Below are 17,546 nucleotides of genomic sequence, written 5' to 3'. Positions count from 1 at the left end.
CCCCTAGACTGTCGTCTGGCCAATCGGAACGTCGATCATCAGTAAAGACGGCGCCCCCGATCGGCCGGCGGCGGGAAATGGGCATGTGCCACCCTCGCTTCCGTCCTGACCCCTAGACTGGCATGCCGTGATGCTCTCGTGATCCATTTCGATAATGTCACCAAGGTCTACGCGAACCAGAACCGGCCCGCTCTCGACCACGTCTCCGTCGACGTGGACAAGGGCGAGTTCGTGTTCCTCGTCGGCCCTTCGGGGTCAGGCAAGTCCACGTTCCTGCGTCTGGTCCTGAAGGAGGAGCGGCCCAACTCCGGGGCGATCCACGTCGCCGGCAAGGATCTGGCCCGCCTCTCCAACTTCAAGGTGCCTCACCTGCGCCGCCGCATCGGCTGCGTCTTCCAGGACTTCAGGTTGCTCCCGAACAAGAACGTCTACGAGAACGTGGCGTTCGCCCTAGAGGTGATCGGCAAGCCCAGGCGGTTCATCCGCAAGGTCGTGCCCGAGGTCATCGAGCTGGTCGGCCTGGAGGGCAAGGCCCATCGCATGCCCGACGAGCTGTCCGGCGGCGAGCAGCAGCGTGTCGCCATGGCCCGCGCGTTCGTCAACCGGCCGATGATCCTGCTGGCCGACGAGCCCACGGGCAACATCGACCCCGCGACGAGCATCGGCATCATGAAGGTGCTCGACCGCATCAACCGAACTGGCACCACGGTCGTCATGGCCACGCACGACGCGGCCATCGTGGACTCCATGCGCAAACGCGTCGTCGAGCTGGAGGACGGGAAGATCGTCCGTGACCAGTCGCGTGGCGTGTACGGCCAGGCGTACTGACAGGGAGCGGCAGACACAACATGCGGGCGAACTTCATCTTCTCCGAGGTCTGGATCGGCCTCCGTCGCAACCTGACCATGACGATCGCGGTCGTCATCACCGTGGCAGTCGGCATGGCGATGCTGGGCGTCGGCCTGATGATCAACGCCCAGGTCTCCATGCTCAAGTCCTTCTGGTTCGACAAGGTCGAGATCTCGGTCTTCCTGTGCACCAAGGGCACCGCGATCCCCGAGTGCAACGGCAAGGCCGTCACGCCGGCCCAGACGAAGGCGTTGAAGACCCGCCTTGAGAGCCTCCAGGGCGTCAAGGAGGTCTTCTACGAGGACCAGAGCACGGCGTACGAGAACTTCAAGACGGCCTACCAGGCCAGCCCGACGCTCGTCCAGGCCACCAGGGTCGAGGACATGCCGCAGTCGTTCCGCGTGAAGCTGGTCGACCCCGACAACTACCAGCCGGTGATCGACGCCGTGAAGGGCCAGCCGGGCGTGTCCCAGGTGATGGACCACAAGCAGCTCATCGGCAAGTTCTTCGACCTGCTCGACAAGCTGTCCTTCTACGCGCTGGCGGTCGCCATCGTGCTGGTGCTGGCCGCGGCGTTGCTGATCGGCAACACGGTGCGATTGTCGGCGTTCAACCGGCGCCGGGAGACGGGGATCATGCGCCTGGTGGGCGCCTCGAACCTCTACATCCAGCTGCCGTTCGTCATGGAAGGCGTGATCGCCGGTCTGATCGGCGGCGTCTTCGCGGCCATCATCCTGATCGTGACGAAGGTCCTGCTGTTCGAGGAGATCGCCGGCTACTTCGGCAGCGGCATGGCCCAGCTCGGCTGGGACGCGGTGGCCCAGACCATCACGCTCACCATGGCCATCGGCGTCGTGATCTGTGTGCTGGCCTCGTTCGTGACGCTCCGCCGATACCTCAGGGTGTGAGGAATCGCCGGTAAGGTCGAAGCATGCCACGTGAGACCGGGCGGAAGGTCATCGCCCAGAACAAGCGGGCCCGGCACGACTACCACCTTGAGGACACCTTCGAGGCGGGGCTCGTGCTCCAGGGCACGGAGGTGAAGTCGCTCCGCGAGGGCCGCGCCTCGCTCGTCGACGGCTACGCCAGCATCGACAATGGCGAAGCGTGGCTGCTCAACGTGCACATCCCCGAATACATGCAGGGCACGTGGACCAACCACGCCGCCAAGCGCAAGCGCAAGTTGCTGCTGCACCGCAAGGAGATCGAGAAGCTGGCCGCCATGACCAAGGAGGGCGGTCTCACGATCGTCCCCACGGTCCTGTACTTCCAGGACGGCCGGGCCAAGGTCGAGATCGCCGTCGCCCGGGGCAAGAAGGACTGGGACAAGCGGCAGTCGCTGGCCGAGCAGCAGGCCAAGCGGGAGATGGCGCGGGCCCTGCGGCACCGCAACCGATGAGAGCGGCGGCACTCTAACCGATGACACGCGCGCGCCGCACCCTTGCCGCGACCGTCACCCTGGCGGTCGCGAGCATGACGCTGACCGGCTGCTTCGAGGAGTCCTCGCCGCACGACGCGGTGCGCGACTTCCTCGTGGGCTGGCAGTCCGAGGACTACGCCCTGGCCGCGGGCCGCACCGACGGCGACCCCGCCAAGGTGGGCAAGGCCCTGGCCAACGCCAAGCTGGAGCTCGACGCGGCCTCGTTCCGCTTCAAGATCAAGAGCGTGAGCGTGAACGGCGAGGAGTCCAAGGCCGACTTCCGCGCCGAGGTCGACCTGGGGGAGAACACCCCGCTCTGGGCGTACGACGGCTCGCTGCCGCTGCACCTGGTCGACGGCAGGTGGAAGGTGCGCTGGTCGCCGTCGGTGCTGCATCCGCAGCTCAAGGAGGGCCAGCGGTTCGCGGTCGAGACCAACCCCAAGCCGCGCCAGCCGGTGGTCGACCGGGCCGACGACCCCCTGCAGAACGAGCTCTACGTCTACGTCGTGGGCGTGGTGCCGTCCGCGCTGGGCGACCGGGCCGAGGACGTCGTGGCCAAGCTGTCGGCGATCACCGGCTACGCCCAGGACCGGCTGCTGAGCCGGATCAGGTCCTCGCCGCCCGACAAGTTCGTGCCGCTGGTCACGTTCGGGCGCTCGCGTTACCTGTCGATGAAGTCGAAGCTGGCCGGCATCTCCGGCATCCAGACCGATCCGCAGCCGCAGCCCATCGACCCGGCCGCCCCCAAGCAGATCGTCGGCAAGGTCAGCGCGCTCACCCCCGAGGACGAGCAGAAGCTCGGCGGCCCCCAGCGGGCCGGCGACTCGATCGGCCAGAGCGGCCTGCAGCAGGCGTACCAGGACTATCTGACCGGCTCCACCGAGACCAAGGTGATCACCCTCGATCTCAAGACCGGCCGGCAGGTGGCCAAGCTCAAGGAGTGGCTGGGCCGCCAGAACGTCTCGGTCAAGACCACGATCGACAGCCGCGCCCAGGCGGCGGCCGAGCGGGCGGTGGCCGAGACGGCCACCAGCGCGCTGGTGGCCGTGCAGCGTGACACCGGCCAGATCCTCGCGGTCGGCACCAGCGGGCTCAACCAGGAGAAGGACGCGCTGGCGGGCAGGTTCCCCGCGGGCACGGCCTTCTCGATCGTGGCGGCCGACGCGCTGATCAAGAGCGGCGTCAGCACCAAGCAGCGGCTGGCCTGCCCGGCCGAGCGCACGGTGGGCGGCGCCAAGTTCGTGCACACCAGCCAGACCGCCGGGGTCACGTCGTCGGCCACGTTCCAGGACAACTTCGCCAAGGGCTGCGTGACCGCGCTGGCCTCGCTGGCCCGCCGGGCCAGCGCCGGCGGCCTGGCCGCGAGCGCCAAGGCGTTCGGCATCGGCCAGCCGTGGCGGCTGCCGCTGAAGTCGTTCAGCGGGGCGATGCCCGAACTGTCCAGCGACGCCGACAAGGCCAGGGCCATCGCGGGGCAGACCGTCGAGGTCAGCCCGCTGTCGATGGCGCTGGTCGCGGCGGCCGTGGGGTCGGGCACCTGGCGGCCGCCGGTGCTCGTGACCTCGCCCGCGTCGCCCGATCCGGCGGCGGAGGTCGTCCCGGCCAAGCAGCCGGACGCCGTCCCGATGGATCCGAAGGTGCGCACCGCGCTGACCGCGATGATGCGCGCCGGAGCGGTCGGCAGCCCCGCCCAGGCGGGCCGGGGCAGGGTCTACGGCGTGCGCGCGACGGCGGGCACCCAGGACAAGCCCATGACCTGGTTCGTCGGCTGGCAGGGGGACGTGGCGATCGCCGTCCTGGCCAAGAACTACGACGCGGCGGCCGTCGCGGGCAGCTTCTTCTCGGGCCTTCGTGACTCTGCGTGAAAATCTTGTGACGGCGAGCAACCGTTCCTGGTCGTGGCTGCGTCTTACTGAATGACTGGGCCCGCTCGGGGGGTTGCGGACTCAGTCGCCGTGATGAGATCAGGACTTCATCTCGGGGGAAGTCCTGCCGTCCGGACCGGCTCGACCCTGCCGGTCGGCCCCCGGGAGCGCGTGCTGCTGTGCCACGCTCCCGGGGGTTTCGCCATGCTGGAATTAAGTTGGCGTTGGGGGCGTTGTCCCCTGTAGATTCAGTGTTGCTCGTCTCTGCGTGATGATCAGCGTGAGGCGTGTTGACAACTGCACAGGGGGTGACTGGCTTCGACTTCGATCTTGCAAGCCAGGTGAAGCGGGCCGAGGACTGCGGACATAACCTCGTTAATCCTGTGACCGCAAAACAATAAGTGCCAATTCCAAGCGCACTGAGGTCGGCCAGGGTTCCCTGGCCCTCGCTGCCTAAGTAGCGAAACCTCTGTCAGCCCGGGAGTGCCTTCGGCCCGGTGTCTGGCATCGTTAGAAGGCTCAACCGATCGACCCGGCCACGGGGGAGATCGGGAAATCAAACAGTGGCTGAGCCCGTCGGCGACTCGCCTGCGTGATCGCCGGGGCTGAGAAAAGCACAGCAGGCTGCGCCCGGAGAAGCCCTGACTTGGGATTGAAGGACGCGGGTTCGATTCCCGCCACCTCCACGTGATCAAAAAGCCTCCGACCTGCCGATTACTCGGCGGGTCGGAGGCTTTTCGCTGTCCGGGAGACGTGGGCGTCCCAGCTCAGAACGTGCGCAGCCAGCGGCGGAGGCGGTCGAGGGGGGTGCGCGGCTCCAGCGGGGGCAGCAGGCGGCGCAGCTCGTCGTCGGTGGCCGGGCGGGCGTCGAGCGCGGCCTGGCGCAGCGGCTTCGCGTCCACCCGCAGGCCGCCGAGCACCTGGACGGTCACCGTGCCGCGGCGCACCGCGTAACCGTGCGTGTCCTCGCGGCGGACATAGGTGAGGCCGGAGCCGACTGGGGTGCACTTCTCGGTGAGATAGCACAAGTCGTCGTCGGCTTGGCTCACGGACAACGTGATGTGGACGCTCTGGCCGCCGTTGCCGGTGTGGTCGGAGGGCGTGTAGACCAGGCCCGCCGGGATGCCCATGAGCTGTGGGGTGTAACCCGGGACGCGGGCCGCGTAGTAGTCCCCGGTCTGTTCCTGGTCGCCCAGTTCGCGGGCGGTGGCCGGGCGCAGGCTCCGGGCGGCCGACCGGAGCAGGTCGCGGGGGACGGCGGTGCTGCCCACCACCGTGACGTACCGGCGGCCCACCCGCACCTGGTAGCCGTGCTCGACCGGGCCCTGCCGGTGGACCAGGCCGCCGGGCTCCGCCGTGCAGGATCCGGTCGGCAGGTCGGCGTCCTGCGCGGTGGGCTGGCCGCACACGGCGGCGCCCGGCAGGAGCCGGTCGTAGGCGACGATCCTGACGTACCGGTCGGGCGGGATGGCGGCCGGGTCCGCCGGAGTGAAGCCGGAGCCGCCCAGTCCGCCGCCGTAGTCCCGGTCGTCGGGCCGGTAACCGGGGACGGCGACCACGTACGCGGTCTCCCGGTGGAGGTCGCCCGCCGCCAGGCGTGCCTCCAGGTCGTCCGGCGGCTCCTGGCGCAGCACGGCCACGCCCGCCCCCAGAAGCGCCACGCCCAGCCCGAGCGCGACGCCCTTGTGGCGCCACCCGCGCAGCAGCGTCCCGGCCACGAGGGCGTACGGAACGCCGCCGAGCACGGCCGTCAGCAGCAGGTCGCGGCTCACCCCGAGGCCGGCGACGTCGGTCACCACCCAGCCGAGGGTCCAGCCGGCGGTTCCCAGGCCCAGCACCAGCAGCGCCCACAGGAACCGGCCGCCGCGCGTCGCGCCGAGGACGGACACGCCGCGGGTGGCCCTGATCACGATGACCAGGTAGCCGAGCAGGGCCGCCACGCCCAGTGCGGCGGCGGCGAGGAGCACCGCCTCGTCGCCGGCGAACAGCACGGCCAGCAGGACCAGCCACGCCGTCGGCAGGAAGACCGATCCGGCCGCCCAGGCGGCGACGAGCTGGGCCAGGACCAGCAGCGGCCGCGACGCGACCCCGCCGGGCGGACGGTCGGGCCCGATGTCCGTCAGGTTCTGCCGCTGCTTTCGACGGCCGCCGGGCGGCGCGGGTTCGGTCAACGGGACGGTTCGAGGATCGTCTTGATGTGCTGGTTGCGCATGTTGATGAGGTGGGCCATGTGGCGGCGCAGGACCAGCAGCTCGGCCAGGCGGCCCAGGGGGCCGGCGGGGGCGGAGAAGTCGACGACGTCGGTCATGAGAGTGGCGCCCGCGTGCGGAGCCGCCTCGAAGCGGTGTTCGTGCCGCCAGTGGCGGAACGGCCCGGACACCTGCTCGTCCACGAAGTACGCGGGCCGTTCCCAGGCGCTGATCGTGGAGGTCATCCGCCAGGTGAGGCCGAAGTGCCGGGCCTGCCAGGTGACCTGGTCGCCGAGGCCGAGCAGGCCCGTGGTGACGCCCGCGACGGCGCGTTCCGACGAGCCGGCCATGGACGCGGTGTGGGTCTCGACCGACAGCGACGTGTCGAACAGCACGTCGGGGGGAGCGAAGACCAGGGTCACGGTCTCGAAACGCGCCATGGCGGCATCTTAGGGATCCCCGTGGGCGCGGGGCCGAGGGGGGCGGGCTAGTGGGCGCAGCCGGCGTACTCGTCGAGGCGCCGGAACATGGCGGCCAGCATGAGCGGGAACATCGCGACGTGCGCGACGAGCATCAGGACGCCGCCGTCGATGACGCCGAGCCAGAGCAGCGGATAGAGCGGCACGATCGGGACGAACATCGCCGCGCACATCTCCAGCGTCGCCGGCCAGCGGTGGCCGCGGAAGCGCATCCACACGGCCATGCCCACCGACATGTCGACGGCCATGATCAGGTACGCGAGCTCGGGCGACTCGTCGTGGGAGACGGAGAGGCCGAGGGCCGACTGGAGGGCGCCGAGCGCGAACATGCCGACGAACATGGCGACGATCATCTCCACGTAGTGGAGGGCGAACTTCGACCAGCGGCGTCCGGTCGCGGAGGGGGTCGCGGGTGCAGGGGGCGTCGGTGTCATGGCTTCGACTGTGGCCGGGTGGGGGGACGGGGGCGAGGGGCGAAGCCGTACATGTCTGGAAACTTGGGTTCTTGGTCTTCCGGACCTACAGTCGTGCCATGGAGTACCGGCGGGTCGTGGTCGTCGCCTACGAGGCGGCCGAGCTGCTCGACATCGCGTGCGTCAGCTCGACGCTGGAGAACGCGAACTGGCACGGCGCCTCACCGTACTACCAGGTACGGCTGGCCACCCCCGGCGGTCATCCCGTCACCACGGCCGGCGCGCTGGTGCTGCAGGCCCAGCTCGCGCTGGAGCGGATCACCGGGCCGCTCGACACGCTCATCGTCTCCGGCGGCACCGGCCACGTGGACGCCGCGGCGAACCCGCTGGTCGTCGGCCATGTCCGCAGGCTGGCGCGGGAGAGCAGGCGGGTCGCGTCGGTGTGCACCGGCGCGTACGTGCTGGCCGCCGCGGGACTGCTCGACGGCAGGCGCGCCACCACCCACTGGCGGGAGGCGGCCGACATGGCCGCCCGCTACCCGCGCGTCACCGTGGACCCGGCCCCGATCTTCGTCCGCGACGGCGAGGTGGCCACGTCCGCGGGGGTCACCGCCGCGCTCGACCTCACGCTCGCCCTGGTCGAGGAGGACAACGGCGCCGAACTGGCCAGGACGGTGGCCCGCGGCATGGTCACCTACCTGCAACGGCCGGGCAACCAGGCCCAGATGAGCATGTTCGTCAGCCCTCCGGCGCCCGCCGACGGCCTGGTCAGGCGGATCGTCGAGCACATCAGCGCGAACCTGGCCGCCGACCTCACCGCGGCCACGCTGGCCGCCGCGGCGGGCGTCAGCGAACGCCATCTCACCCGGCTGTTCCTCCGGCATCTGGGGCAGACGCCGGGCAGGTTCGTGCGGCGGGCCCGTACCGAGGGGGCGGCTCAGCTGCTGGTCTCGACCTCGTTGCCCATGTCCGCGATCGCCGTACGGTGCGGGTTCGGGACGGCCGAGACGTTGCGCCAGGCGTTCGTGGACCGGTACGGCATCCCGCCGTCCCGCTATCGGCTGACCCAGTCGTCCGTGACCGGCTGATCGCCATTTATCCCGCCCGAAATGGGCAATCCGGGCTAGGGTGTCTGACTTGAGCCTTTTCTGAGCATTAAGGTGACCAGCAGATGCGAAAGACGATCGTGCTCATCGGGGCGGCCGTCGTCCTGGCAGGGTGTGGCATGTCACCCGGCGGGCAGCCGCAGACCGCCGCCAAGGAGGCGACCACCACCGCTCCCGCGCCGCCGCGGACCGCGCCCGCGCAGACGGCGCCGCCGCAGGCGGACGTGGTCATCGCCACCCGTGAGGCCAAGGTCGGCTCCGGCGACCAGTACGGCAAGGCCCGCGTCGAGATCACCGCCCTGCTGCGCCAGGGCAAAACCGCCACCCTCAACTGGACGATCACCGCCGTCGAGGGCAAGGTCAACGTGCACAACGGCCTGGGCGGCGGCGCGCTCGACTACACGGTCTCCAACGTCTCCCTGATCGACCCGGTGAACGCCAAGCGTTACCGCGTCGCCCGCAACGGCACCGACGCCGACGCCACCTGCGTGTGCTCCGGCACGCAGGGCCAGTTCCTGGAGGCGGGGGAGTCCAGCACGCTGTACGCGGTCTTCGCCGCGCCGCCACCGGAGGTCACGAAGGTCAACGTCGAGATGCCGATGCTGGGCGTGCTCACCGATGTTCCGCTCTCTTAGCCTGGCGTTGGCCCTCGTGCTGACGCCCACGCCGGTCCCGGTCCCGTCCGACGCCGCGGGCCCGGTGGAGGACCTGGTGCTGCCGGTCGAGGACATCGTCGGCGAGGTCGAGTCCATGGACGGCGCGCAGAGCGAGACCAGGCAGGGCCGCGAGGTGACGGTCGCGCTGACCAGCGACGTGCTGTTCGCGCTGGACAAGTGGCGGCTCACGCCCAAGGCCAGGAAGCGGCTGGCGGACGTCGCCGCGAAGGTCGAGGCGGAGGGCGCGGGCGGCGTCGTCAGGATCGAGGGGCACACCGACGACCAGGGGAGCGACGCGTACAACCTGGCGTTGTCGCGGCGGCGGGCGCAGGCCGTGCGCGCGGCCCTGGAGAGCCTGCTCGGCGGCGGGAACGTGACCCTCCAGGCGGCCGGATACGGCGAGCGGCGGCCCAAGCTGCCCAACCTGGTCGGGGGCAAGCCGGTGGAACGGAACCGGGCGAAGAACCGGCGCGTGGAGATCGTCTTCACGGCCCGGCAGTGAGGGGTTGAGGGGTCGGCCTGGCGCTGGCACAGCGGCCGGTGGGGCCGTCACTCGGCCTTGAGCTCGCCGAGGGTCACCGTGACGGTCTGGGTGCCGCCGTCGGGGCGCAGCACCTCCACCTTGACCTGGTCGCCGGGCTTGTAGGCGGTGATCTCCTCCGCCAGCGCGGCCATGGTCGTGGTCTTCTTGCCGTTGATCGAGAGGATCACGTCACCGGCCCGGATCCCGGCCTTCTCCGCGCCTCCGCCCTTCTCCACGCTCGCCACGCCCACACCGCTCGGCTGCCCGGTGGCGCCGATGACCGTGCTGCCGCGGATGCCGAGTGCGGCCCGGTGGCTGTTGGTGACCTTGCCGTTCTTCACGATCTGGGCCGCGATGTCGGTGGCCGTGTTGCTCGGGATCGCGAACCCGATGCCGGGCGCGGCCCCGCCGCCGAGCTGCGGGTCGGTGGCGGCGAGGGTCGGGATGCCGATGACCTCGCCGGCCAGGTTCACCAGCGCGCCGCCGCTGTTGCCGGGGTTGATCGCGGCGGAGGTCTGGATCGCGCCGCTGATGGTGGCGCCCGGTGACTCGGGGCTCTGGGGCTCGCTGACGGTACGGCCGAGCGCCGAGACGATCCCGTTCGTGACGCTGCCCGACAGGCCCAGCGGGTTGCCCATGGCCAGGACGATCTGGCCCACCCGCAGCTTGCCCGAGTCGCCGAACCTGGCCGGGCGCAGCCCGTCGGGCCGATCGACCTTGATCACCGCCAGGTCGCCGGCGCCGAACGCCTTGACCAGCTTGGCCGGCCGGGGAGCGCCGCCGGTGGCGATCGTGACGTTCATCTCGGTCGCCTCGCCGACCACGTGGGCGTTGGTGACGATGTGACCCGCCGTGTCGTAGACGATGCCGGAGCCGAGGCCCACCTTGGTGTTGATCTGCACGATCGACGGCAGGACGTCCGTGATGACCCGCTCGTACGCGCTCTCCAGCGACTGCGGCGCGCTGCCCGGCGCCTCCGCGGTGGCGGTGGGCGAGCCCGGCGTGGTGGTGGCCGGGCTCGCGGTGGCCGTGGAGGTGGACGCCGGGATCGACGGGGACCGCCCGCAGGCGGTGAGCAGTACGACGGCTGCCAGTCCGGCGACGATCTCCCTCATGGGGAGATGTCTGCCCAGCTCAGCGGGAAAGATACGCCTCCCGGACGTCCCGTCTGCTGAGTTTGCCCGTGGGGGTGCGCGGCAGCGACTCGCGGTACTCGATCACCCGGGGGTGTTTCATCCTGGCCAGCCGGGGCGCGCAGTGCCGCAGCAGCTCGGCGGTCAGCTCCGCGCCGCCCGTCACGCCCGGCACGGGCTGGACCAGCGCCACGACCTTGTGCCCCCACTCGGGGTCGGGCACGCCGATCACCGCCACGTCGGCCACCGACGGATGTTCGAGCAGCGCGGCCTCGATCTCGGCGGGGTAGATGTTGACGCCGCCCGAGATGATCAGGTCGGTCCTGCGGTCCAGCAGGAACAGGTAGCCGTCGGCGTCGAGGTAGCCGATGTCGCCGGGGGTGTAGGCGGCGCCGCGCATGGCCGAGGCGGTCTTGCCGGGGTCGCGGTGGTACTCGAAACGGTTGATGCCGCCGATGTAGACCGTCCCGGGTTCGCCGGGGGCCGCCTCGTGGCCGTCGTCGCGGATGATCGTGAAGGCCATGCCGTCGAGGGCCCTGCCGACCGTGCCCGGCCGTTCCAGCCACTCCTGGGACGACACCATCGTCGCCACCGCGGCCTCCGTCGAGCCGTAGTACTCCCACAGGACGGGACCGAGCCAGTCGATCATCGCCTGCTTGGTGGCGGGCGGGCAGGGGGCGGCGCCGTGGTAGAGGTGGGTGAGGGAGGACAGGTCGTAGGTCTTCCGGTCCGGCACGGCGAGCAGCCGGTGGAACATCGTGGGCACCATGAACGCGTTCGTCACCCGGTGCCGTTCGATCAGCGCCAGCGCCTCGGCGGCGTCGAACCGTTCCGGCGCCACGATCGAGTGGCCGAACTGCAGCGCCATCATCGCCTGGCCGTAAGGGGCCGAGTGGTAGAGCTGCGAGCACACCAGGTGCACCCCGTCGGACGGCAGGCCGAAGTGCCGCCAGCTCTTGCGCATCAGGATGGGGTAGAGGTCCTCGGGCGTGAGGTCGAGCAGCCGGCGGCGCACGCCCTTGGGGCGGCCCGTGGTGCCGGAGGTGTAGAGCATCATGGAGCCGGCCCGGCGGTGCTCGGGCGCGGTGTCGGGCCGGCCGTCGGTCAGGTCGGCGACCGTGAGCGCGCCGGGGGAGACGACGACGTCGGCGCCGCAGTCGGCGACGATGTAGTCGATCTCCTCGGCCGTGTAGTGCCAGTTGACCGGCACCAGGTAGGCGCCGATCTGGTAGGTGGCCAGCATCATGGTGAGGGCGTCGAGCCCGTTCTTCAGCACGGTCACCACGGCGCCGCCCGGCCGGACGCCGCGTGCGACCAGGCCGTGGGAGGCTCTGTTGGCGCGGGCGAGCAGCTCGCCGTAGGTCGCGCCGTCGTCGCCGAGCAGGGCGGGACGGTCCGGGTCGGCGGCTGCGATCTCGTAGAAACCCCTCATGTCCGCAGACCATACAGAATTAGATTCTGCTGGGGGAATAGAGGAATTATCCTGCTCTTCGGTGACGTAACCTCAAGGCCATGGCGGACGTCGGCGACGAGAGATCAGCACAGGACACCCAACCTTTTCGCAAGGTCGTCGTGCCGCCTGCCGAGCAAGTCGTGCCGCCCGCGGAGCAGACGGTCAAGATCCCGCGTCCGCCGCGGCCGGGTGCGTCCCAGCCGGTGCGACCGGCTCCTCAGCCGCCGTCCGGCCCGCAGCCGCCGTCCGGCCCGCAGCCGCCGTCCGGCCCGCAGCCGCCGTCCGGCCCGCAGTCGCGTCCCTACCCCGGGGCGCCCTCGGGTCCGCAGGTGCGTCCGCAGCCTCCGTCCGGCCCGCAGGGGCGCCCGCCGCACCCGCCGCAGTCTCCGGGTGGGAACCAGCAGCTCCAAGGGGCCGGCCGGCAGGGGCCGGGCCCGGGGGCCGCGCAAGGGCCAGGACAAGGGGCGGGGCAAGGGCTCGCGCAGGGACCGGGGCCAGGGCCTGCGCAAGGGCCAGGGCCTGCGCAAGGGCCGGGGCAGGTCAACGCGCAAGGGCCTGGGCTTGTGCAAGGGCCAGGGCAGGTGCACGCGCAAGGGCCTGGGCCTGGGCCTGGGCTTGCGCAGGGGCAGGGGCAGCGGCCGGGGCCGGGGAGGGCGTCGCAGCATCAGCCTGTGCAGGTGTGGCCGCCGGGAGCGCCCAGGTCGTCCCAGCCCCAGCCCCAGCCCCAGCCGGGCGCCGTCGGTCCCGTGACGCCGCTCGTCACCAGGCCGCACAAGCGCGGCATCGGGGACATCCCCATCCGCGCGATCTATCTGGCGGGCGCCATCCTCGTCACCGTCACGGCGGTGCTGCTGATCTTCGTCGTGTTCTCCGGCGACGTGCCCACGACCGGCGACCCCGCCGGGACGACGGTCTCCGTCGCCCCCGTGCCGGCCGCGACCGCCACCCCGACCGCCTCCCCGACCCCCAGCGAGACGCCGGTCGCGCTCCCCTCGGTGCCGGCGAGCAAGGCGTTCCCCACGCTGCCGGGCAAGGCGTCCGTGGTGAGCGGGATCATCTCCGACAAGACGAGCGGCATCAGCTACCCGCGCCTGGCCGCGCCCTGGGACGCCAAGTCGTTCGCGCCGTTCACCGTCGCCCAGCGCATCGGCAAGGTGGCGGTGCCGCACACCGTGATCGCCTCGGCCATGTTCCCCGGCGACGCCCCGGAGAAGAAGCCCTCCAAGGACGCCGACTACCGCGAGATGGCCGTCCGCGCGGCCCGCTGGGCGCTGCGCACGCAGTATCCGGCGGGCGCCGAGCTGACCTCCTGGACCGGGTCCGCGAAGGTGCCGGTCGGCAAGGGCTGGTCGCTGGGCTACAAGGTCACCTACGTCTCGGGCGGCAAGACCGAGACCGCTCAGGCCCTGGTGACGGTCGTCGAGGTGGGCAAGACCAAGCCGGCGATGCTGCTGGCCTCGATTCCCGAGAAGAACAAGGCGCGATGGGCTGATTTGAACACACTCGTCCAGCAGGTACGGCCCCTCTAGGCCAGAAGCATGCTCTAGAATATGGTTCTGGGCATCGGGCACTGACTTTGACCTGGCTGGAGGATGAGCAATGGCGATCGGATTGAGCGAGGAGCACGAGGCGCTCCGCGACTCGGTGAGCGGCTGGGCCGAGCGGAACATCCCCTCGGAGCTGCTGCGATCCGGGTCGGACGAACGTCCGCCCTTCTGGCCGGGCCTGGCCGAGCAGGGGCTGCTCGGCCTGCACCTGCCCGAGGAGTCCGGCGGCTCGGGCTACGGGCTGCTGGAGGCGGCCGTCGCCGTCGAGGCGCTGGCCGAGAAGCTCGCCCCGGGCCCGTACGTGCCGACCGTGCTGGCCAGTGCGGTCATCCACGCCTCCAAGCGGCACGACCTGCTCGAAGCCCTCGCCGACGGCACGCTGACGGGCGCCGTCGCGCTGTCCGGCTCGCTCACCGGCTCCCGTGCCGACGACGGCTCGCTGGTCGTGTCCGGCACGGCCGACCCGGTGCTGTCCGGCTCGCTGGCCGACGTGCTGGTGCTGCCGGTGACCACGTCCGAGGGCGAGGAGTGGATCGCCGTCGACGCCTCGGCCGTCACCGTCACGCCGGTCCGGTCGCTCGACCTGACCCGGCCGGTGGCCAAGGTGGAGCTGTCGGAGGCGCGCGTCCCCGCCGAGCGCGTGCTCGACGGCGTGCGGAGCCCCGACGTGCTCAATCTGGCCGCGATCCTGCTCGGCGCCGAGGCCGCCGGGCTGGCGTCCTGGTGCGTCACGGCCGCCGCCGCCTACGCCAAGGTACGCGAGCAGTTCGGCCGCCCGATCGGCCAGTTCCAGGGCATCAAGCACAAGATCTCCCGGATGCTCGTCGCCCTTGAGCAGGCCCGCGCCACCGTCTGGGACGCCACCAGGGCCGAGGGCCGCGAGCTGGAGTACGCCGCCGCCGTCGCCGGGGTGATGGCCCCCGACGCGGCCGTCCAGTGCGCCAAGGACGCGATCCAGACGTTCGGCGGCATCGGCTACACCTTCGAGCACGACGTGCACCTCTACTACCGGCGCGCCCTCACCCTGCGCGCCCTGCTCGGCTCGTCGGCCGAGTGGGCCGCCTCGGTGACCGCGCTCGCGCTGCAGGGCGTCGGCCGGGAGATGGAGATCGACCTGCCCGAGGGCGCCGAGGAGCTGCGCGAGGGCATCCGTGCGGAGATCGCCGAGATCGCCCGCCTTGAGGGCCAGGAGCAGAAGCGGGCGCTCGCCGACCGCGGGTTCGTCATGCCCCACCTGCCCAGGCCGTGGGGCCGCGCGGCCAAGCCGCTGGAGCAGGTGCTCATCGCCCAGGAGCTCAAGGCCGCCAAGGTCAGGCTGCCCGCGATGATCATCGGTGCCTGGGTGGTGCCGTCCATCGCCGTGTACGGCACGCCCGAGCAGCAGGAACGTTTCCTGCCCAAGACGCTCAGCGGCGAGATGATCTGGTGCCAGCTCTTCTCCGAGCCGGGCGCCGGGTCCGACCTGGCCTCGCTGCAGATGAAGGCGGAGAAGGTCGAGGGCGGCTGGCGGCTCAACGGCCAGAAGATCTGGACGTCGGTCGCCCACGTGGCCGAATGGGGCATCTGCATCGCCCGCAACTCCTCCGAGGGCACCAAGCACGAGGGCATCACGTACTTCCTGGTGGACATGAAGGCGCCCGGCGTCACGGTCCGGCCGCTGACCGAGATGACCGGCGAGAACCTGTTCAACGAGGTCTTCCTCGACGACGTCTTCGTCCCGGACGACCTGGTCGTGGGCGAGGTCGGCGACGGCTGGAAGGTCGCCCGCAACACGCTGTCCAACGAGCGCGTCTCGCTGTCGTCGGGATCGGGCGGCACCGGCGCGTCCGTGCCCGACCTGCTCGGGCTGATCGGCCGGCTCGGGCGCGAGCTCACGCCGGCCGAGGAGCAGGAGGTGGCCGGGGTCGTGTGCGAGGGGCACTCGATCAACGCGCTGTCGCTGCGGGTCACGCTCAAGCAGCTGGCCGGGAACGAGCCGGGCGCCGACGCGTCCGTACGGAAGCTGCTGTCCACCTCGCACGCCCAGCACGTCTCCGAGACGGCCGTCGGCCTGCTCGGCGCCCAGGCCGTGGTGGCCGCCGACATGAAGCTCGGTGACGCCGGCTACTGGAACCGGGCGGTGCTCGCGACCAGGGCCATGACCATCTACGGCGGCACCACCGAGGTGCAGCTCAACATCATCGGCGAGCGCATGCTGGGCCTGCCCCGGGACCCCGAGCCCGGTAAGTAACACATGTGAGGCGTCGGCGGCTAATCTCCCTTGTGCCCGGACTGCCGGTCCTGGCACGAGGGAGAGGCGGTGTCACGGTGCGCGAAGGCCGTGCGGGCCGCTGGGGGCCGGCGGCGCTGGGGCTGGGGCTGGCGGTGCTGGCGCTCGGCCCGGCGCTGGGCTGGGGGCTGGTGCTCCGGTACGACCTGCTCTTCGTACCCGATCCGCCCCTGTGGCCCGACCGCGGCGGCTTCCCCCGGGCGGTGCCCAGCGACCTGGTCGTGGCGCTGCTGTCTCGGGCGTGGCCCGTGGAGATCGTGCAGAAGGCGGCCCTGGTCGCCGTGTTCGTGCTGGCCGCGACCGGGGCGGCGGCGCTGGTTCCGCCGGAGCGCAGGCTCGCCCGGCTCGTGGCCGCCGCGTTCTACGCCTGGAACCTCTACCTCGCCCAGCGGCTCATGCTCGGCCAGTGGGCGCTGCTCCTGGGCGTGGCCGGGCTTCCGTGGGCGATCCGCGCGCTCACGCGGGAGCCCCCCGGAGGGTTCGCGCGGTTCGGGCGGCTGGGGGTGGCGTTGCTGCCGGCGGCGGTGGGCGGGTTCCAGGCGATGCTGGTGTCCTGGCTCACCCTGATGCCGATCGCCGTCGCCCGGCGCAGGGTGCCGGTCGCCGCCGGGGTGCTGGTCGCGTACAGCCTGCCGTGGGCGGTGCCCGCGCTCGGCTCGGGCGCGGTGACCGACCCGGCGGGCGTGGACGCGTTCGCGGCCCGCGCCGACGGGCCCTTCGGCGTACTGGGCAGCCTGCTCTCGCTCGGCGGCATCTGGAACGCCGAGGCCGGGCTGCCGGGCCAGGAGGCGTGGTGGACGGCGACCGCCCGGCTCCTCCTGGTCCTCGCCGGTCTGTACGGCTACGCCCGCCTGCGCGCGGCCCCCGAACGGCCCGCCTGGTGGGGCGGCCTGGCGGTGGCGGCGGCCGCCGGGTTCTGCGTCGCCGGGCTGGGCGCGTTCCAGCCGGGACGCGAGGCGCTCAAGTGGCTCATCGCCCTGTGGCCGGGGTTCGGGCCGCTGCGCGACGGCCAGGTGTACCTGGCTCCGCTGGCCCTGCTGACGGCGGTCGGCCTGGCCTCGGTCCTGCGGTCGGGCGCGCTCGCGCTGGTCGGGGTGCTGGCCCCGGTGCTGGCGATGCCGACGTTCGCGCTGGGCGCGTTCGGCCGGCTGGAGGCGGTGACGTACCCGGCGGAATGGACGGCGGTCCAGCGGATCGTGGACGGCGACCCCGCGCCGGGCCCGCTGGTGTCGCTGCCGTGGGGCGCCCATCGGGCCTTCGCCTGGAACGGCGGCCGGGTGGTGCTCGACCCGGCGACCAAGCTGTTCCGGCGCCGGGTGCTCTGGGACGACACGTTGCTCGTCGGCCTGCCCGGCGGCGGCCGGCTGCGGGTGCGCGGCGAGGACCCGCTGAACCGCCTGACCGGTGACCTGCTGGCCGCCGGCGCCTACGGCGACCTGCCCGCCAGGTATCTCCTCATGGCCGCGGGCGAGAACGGGTTCCCGTCCGCGCCGCCCGGCTGGAGAACGGTCTTCGACGGCGAAGAGCTGCGCTTGCTGCGGCGTTGACCGGCTGTTTCATGATGTACCGGAGGGTAACTTGCTTTATCACGGTTTGACCAATGTTATGGATTCAAGACGAAACACGTTCTAGTCTCGGCACACC

At 71.4% G+C, this 17,546-nt stretch carries 15 protein-coding genes and 1 other RNA gene; 11 read left to right on the top strand and 5 right to left on the bottom strand.

Features of this window, described 5'->3' with window-relative positions; all coding sequences use genetic code 11:
* Positions 1–138 precede the first annotated feature (138 nt).
* The 5 genes from ftsE to ssrA all read left to right on the top strand — a co-directional run bounded on the left by ftsE (position 139) and on the right by ssrA (position 4,823).
* Positions 139–828, top strand: a complete 690-nt coding sequence (gene ftsE, locus ACFYUV_RS14150) for a cell division ATP-binding protein FtsE (protein ID WP_020541427.1) — start codon at positions 139–141, stop codon at positions 826–828.
* 20 nt (positions 829–848) lie between these two features.
* Positions 849–1,757, top strand: a complete 909-nt coding sequence (gene ftsX, locus ACFYUV_RS14145; protein WP_352321716.1) for a permease-like cell division protein FtsX — start codon at positions 849–851, stop codon at positions 1,755–1,757.
* Between the two features lie 23 nt (positions 1,758–1,780).
* Entirely contained in the window at positions 1,781–2,248 is a 468-nt protein-coding gene (gene smpB / locus ACFYUV_RS14140; protein WP_387668714.1) for an SsrA-binding protein SmpB, read from the top strand.
* A 20-nt stretch (positions 2,249–2,268) separates the two neighbouring features.
* Positions 2,269–4,134 carry a penicillin-binding transpeptidase domain-containing protein gene (locus ACFYUV_RS14135; RefSeq protein WP_387668711.1) on the top strand — a complete coding sequence of 622 codons (1,866 nt, stop codon included), beginning with the start codon at positions 2,269–2,271 and terminating at the stop codon, positions 4,132–4,134.
* Between the two features lie 304 nt (positions 4,135–4,438).
* Positions 4,439–4,823, top strand: a transfer-messenger RNA (tmRNA) gene (gene ssrA / locus ACFYUV_RS14130).
* Between the two features lie 78 nt (positions 4,824–4,901).
* Here the strand turns inward: ssrA and ACFYUV_RS14125 are convergent.
* Genes ACFYUV_RS14125 through ACFYUV_RS14115 form a run of 3 tightly spaced genes read right to left on the bottom strand, consistent with a single transcriptional unit; the run spans position 4,902 to position 7,236 of the window.
* Entirely contained in the window at positions 4,902–6,305 is a 1,404-nt protein-coding gene (locus tag ACFYUV_RS14125; protein WP_387668709.1) for a hypothetical protein, read from the bottom strand.
* On the bottom strand, positions 6,302–6,763 hold the full coding sequence (locus ACFYUV_RS14120; protein ID WP_387668706.1) for a cyclase: 462 nt from the start codon (positions 6,761–6,763) through the stop codon (positions 6,302–6,304). The genes ACFYUV_RS14125 and ACFYUV_RS14120 overlap by 4 nt, the downstream gene beginning before the upstream one ends.
* 47 nt (positions 6,764–6,810) lie before the next feature.
* Entirely contained in the window at positions 6,811–7,236 is a 426-nt protein-coding gene (locus ACFYUV_RS14115) for a hypothetical protein (RefSeq protein ID WP_387668704.1), read from the bottom strand.
* 98 nt (positions 7,237–7,334) lie between these two features.
* Here ACFYUV_RS14115 and ACFYUV_RS14110 point away from each other — a divergent pair, with 98 nt between their 5' ends.
* From ACFYUV_RS14110 to ACFYUV_RS14100, 3 genes are all read left to right on the top strand, one after another.
* A complete protein-coding gene (locus ACFYUV_RS14110) occupies positions 7,335–8,303 on the top strand; it encodes a GlxA family transcriptional regulator (protein WP_387668702.1) in 969 nt (322 codons plus the stop codon).
* A gap of 83 nt (positions 8,304–8,386) precedes the next feature.
* The gene (locus tag ACFYUV_RS14105) at positions 8,387–8,956 is read left to right on the top strand and encodes a lipoprotein (protein ID WP_387668699.1); all 570 of its coding nucleotides are present in this window, start codon (positions 8,387–8,389) and stop codon (positions 8,954–8,956) included.
* Between the two features lie 16 nt (positions 8,957–8,972).
* A complete protein-coding gene (locus tag ACFYUV_RS14100; protein ID WP_387668697.1) occupies positions 8,973–9,479 on the top strand; it encodes an OmpA family protein in 507 nt (168 codons plus the stop codon).
* Between the two features lie 47 nt (positions 9,480–9,526).
* Here ACFYUV_RS14100 and ACFYUV_RS14095 read toward each other — a convergent pair whose 3' ends face one another.
* Together ACFYUV_RS14095 and ACFYUV_RS14090 are read right to left on the bottom strand one after the other, a co-directional pair.
* Positions 9,527–10,615, bottom strand: a complete 1,089-nt coding sequence (locus ACFYUV_RS14095; RefSeq protein WP_387668695.1) for a S1C family serine protease — start codon at positions 10,613–10,615, stop codon at positions 9,527–9,529.
* A gap of 19 nt (positions 10,616–10,634) precedes the next feature.
* A complete protein-coding gene (locus ACFYUV_RS14090) occupies positions 10,635–12,065 on the bottom strand; it encodes an AMP-binding protein (RefSeq protein WP_387668692.1) in 1,431 nt (476 codons plus the stop codon).
* A 767-nt stretch (positions 12,066–12,832) separates the two neighbouring features.
* On the opposite strand from ACFYUV_RS14090, the gene ACFYUV_RS14085 reads away from it, so the two are divergent.
* The 3 genes from ACFYUV_RS14085 to ACFYUV_RS14075 all read left to right on the top strand — a co-directional run bounded on the left by ACFYUV_RS14085 (position 12,833) and on the right by ACFYUV_RS14075 (position 17,449).
* Positions 12,833–13,615, top strand: coding sequence for a hypothetical protein (locus ACFYUV_RS14085; protein WP_387668690.1), 783 nt, complete (start codon positions 12,833–12,835; stop codon positions 13,613–13,615).
* Positions 13,616–13,685: 70 nt separating this feature from the next.
* The gene (locus ACFYUV_RS14080) at positions 13,686–15,863 is read left to right on the top strand and encodes an acyl-CoA dehydrogenase (protein WP_387668688.1); all 2,178 of its coding nucleotides are present in this window, start codon (positions 13,686–13,688) and stop codon (positions 15,861–15,863) included.
* Between the two features lie 77 nt (positions 15,864–15,940).
* Positions 15,941–17,449: a hypothetical protein gene (locus ACFYUV_RS14075; protein ID WP_387668686.1), complete on the top strand. Its 1,509-nt coding sequence runs from the start codon at positions 15,941–15,943 to the stop codon at positions 17,447–17,449.
* Positions 17,450–17,546 lie beyond the last annotated feature (97 nt).

The organism is Nonomuraea sp. NPDC003560, assembly GCF_042878785.1.
In the GTDB taxonomy this organism is placed as follows: domain Bacteria; phylum Actinomycetota; class Actinomycetes; order Streptosporangiales; family Streptosporangiaceae; genus Nonomuraea.
This window is presented reverse-complemented; position numbering and strand designations above follow the sequence as displayed.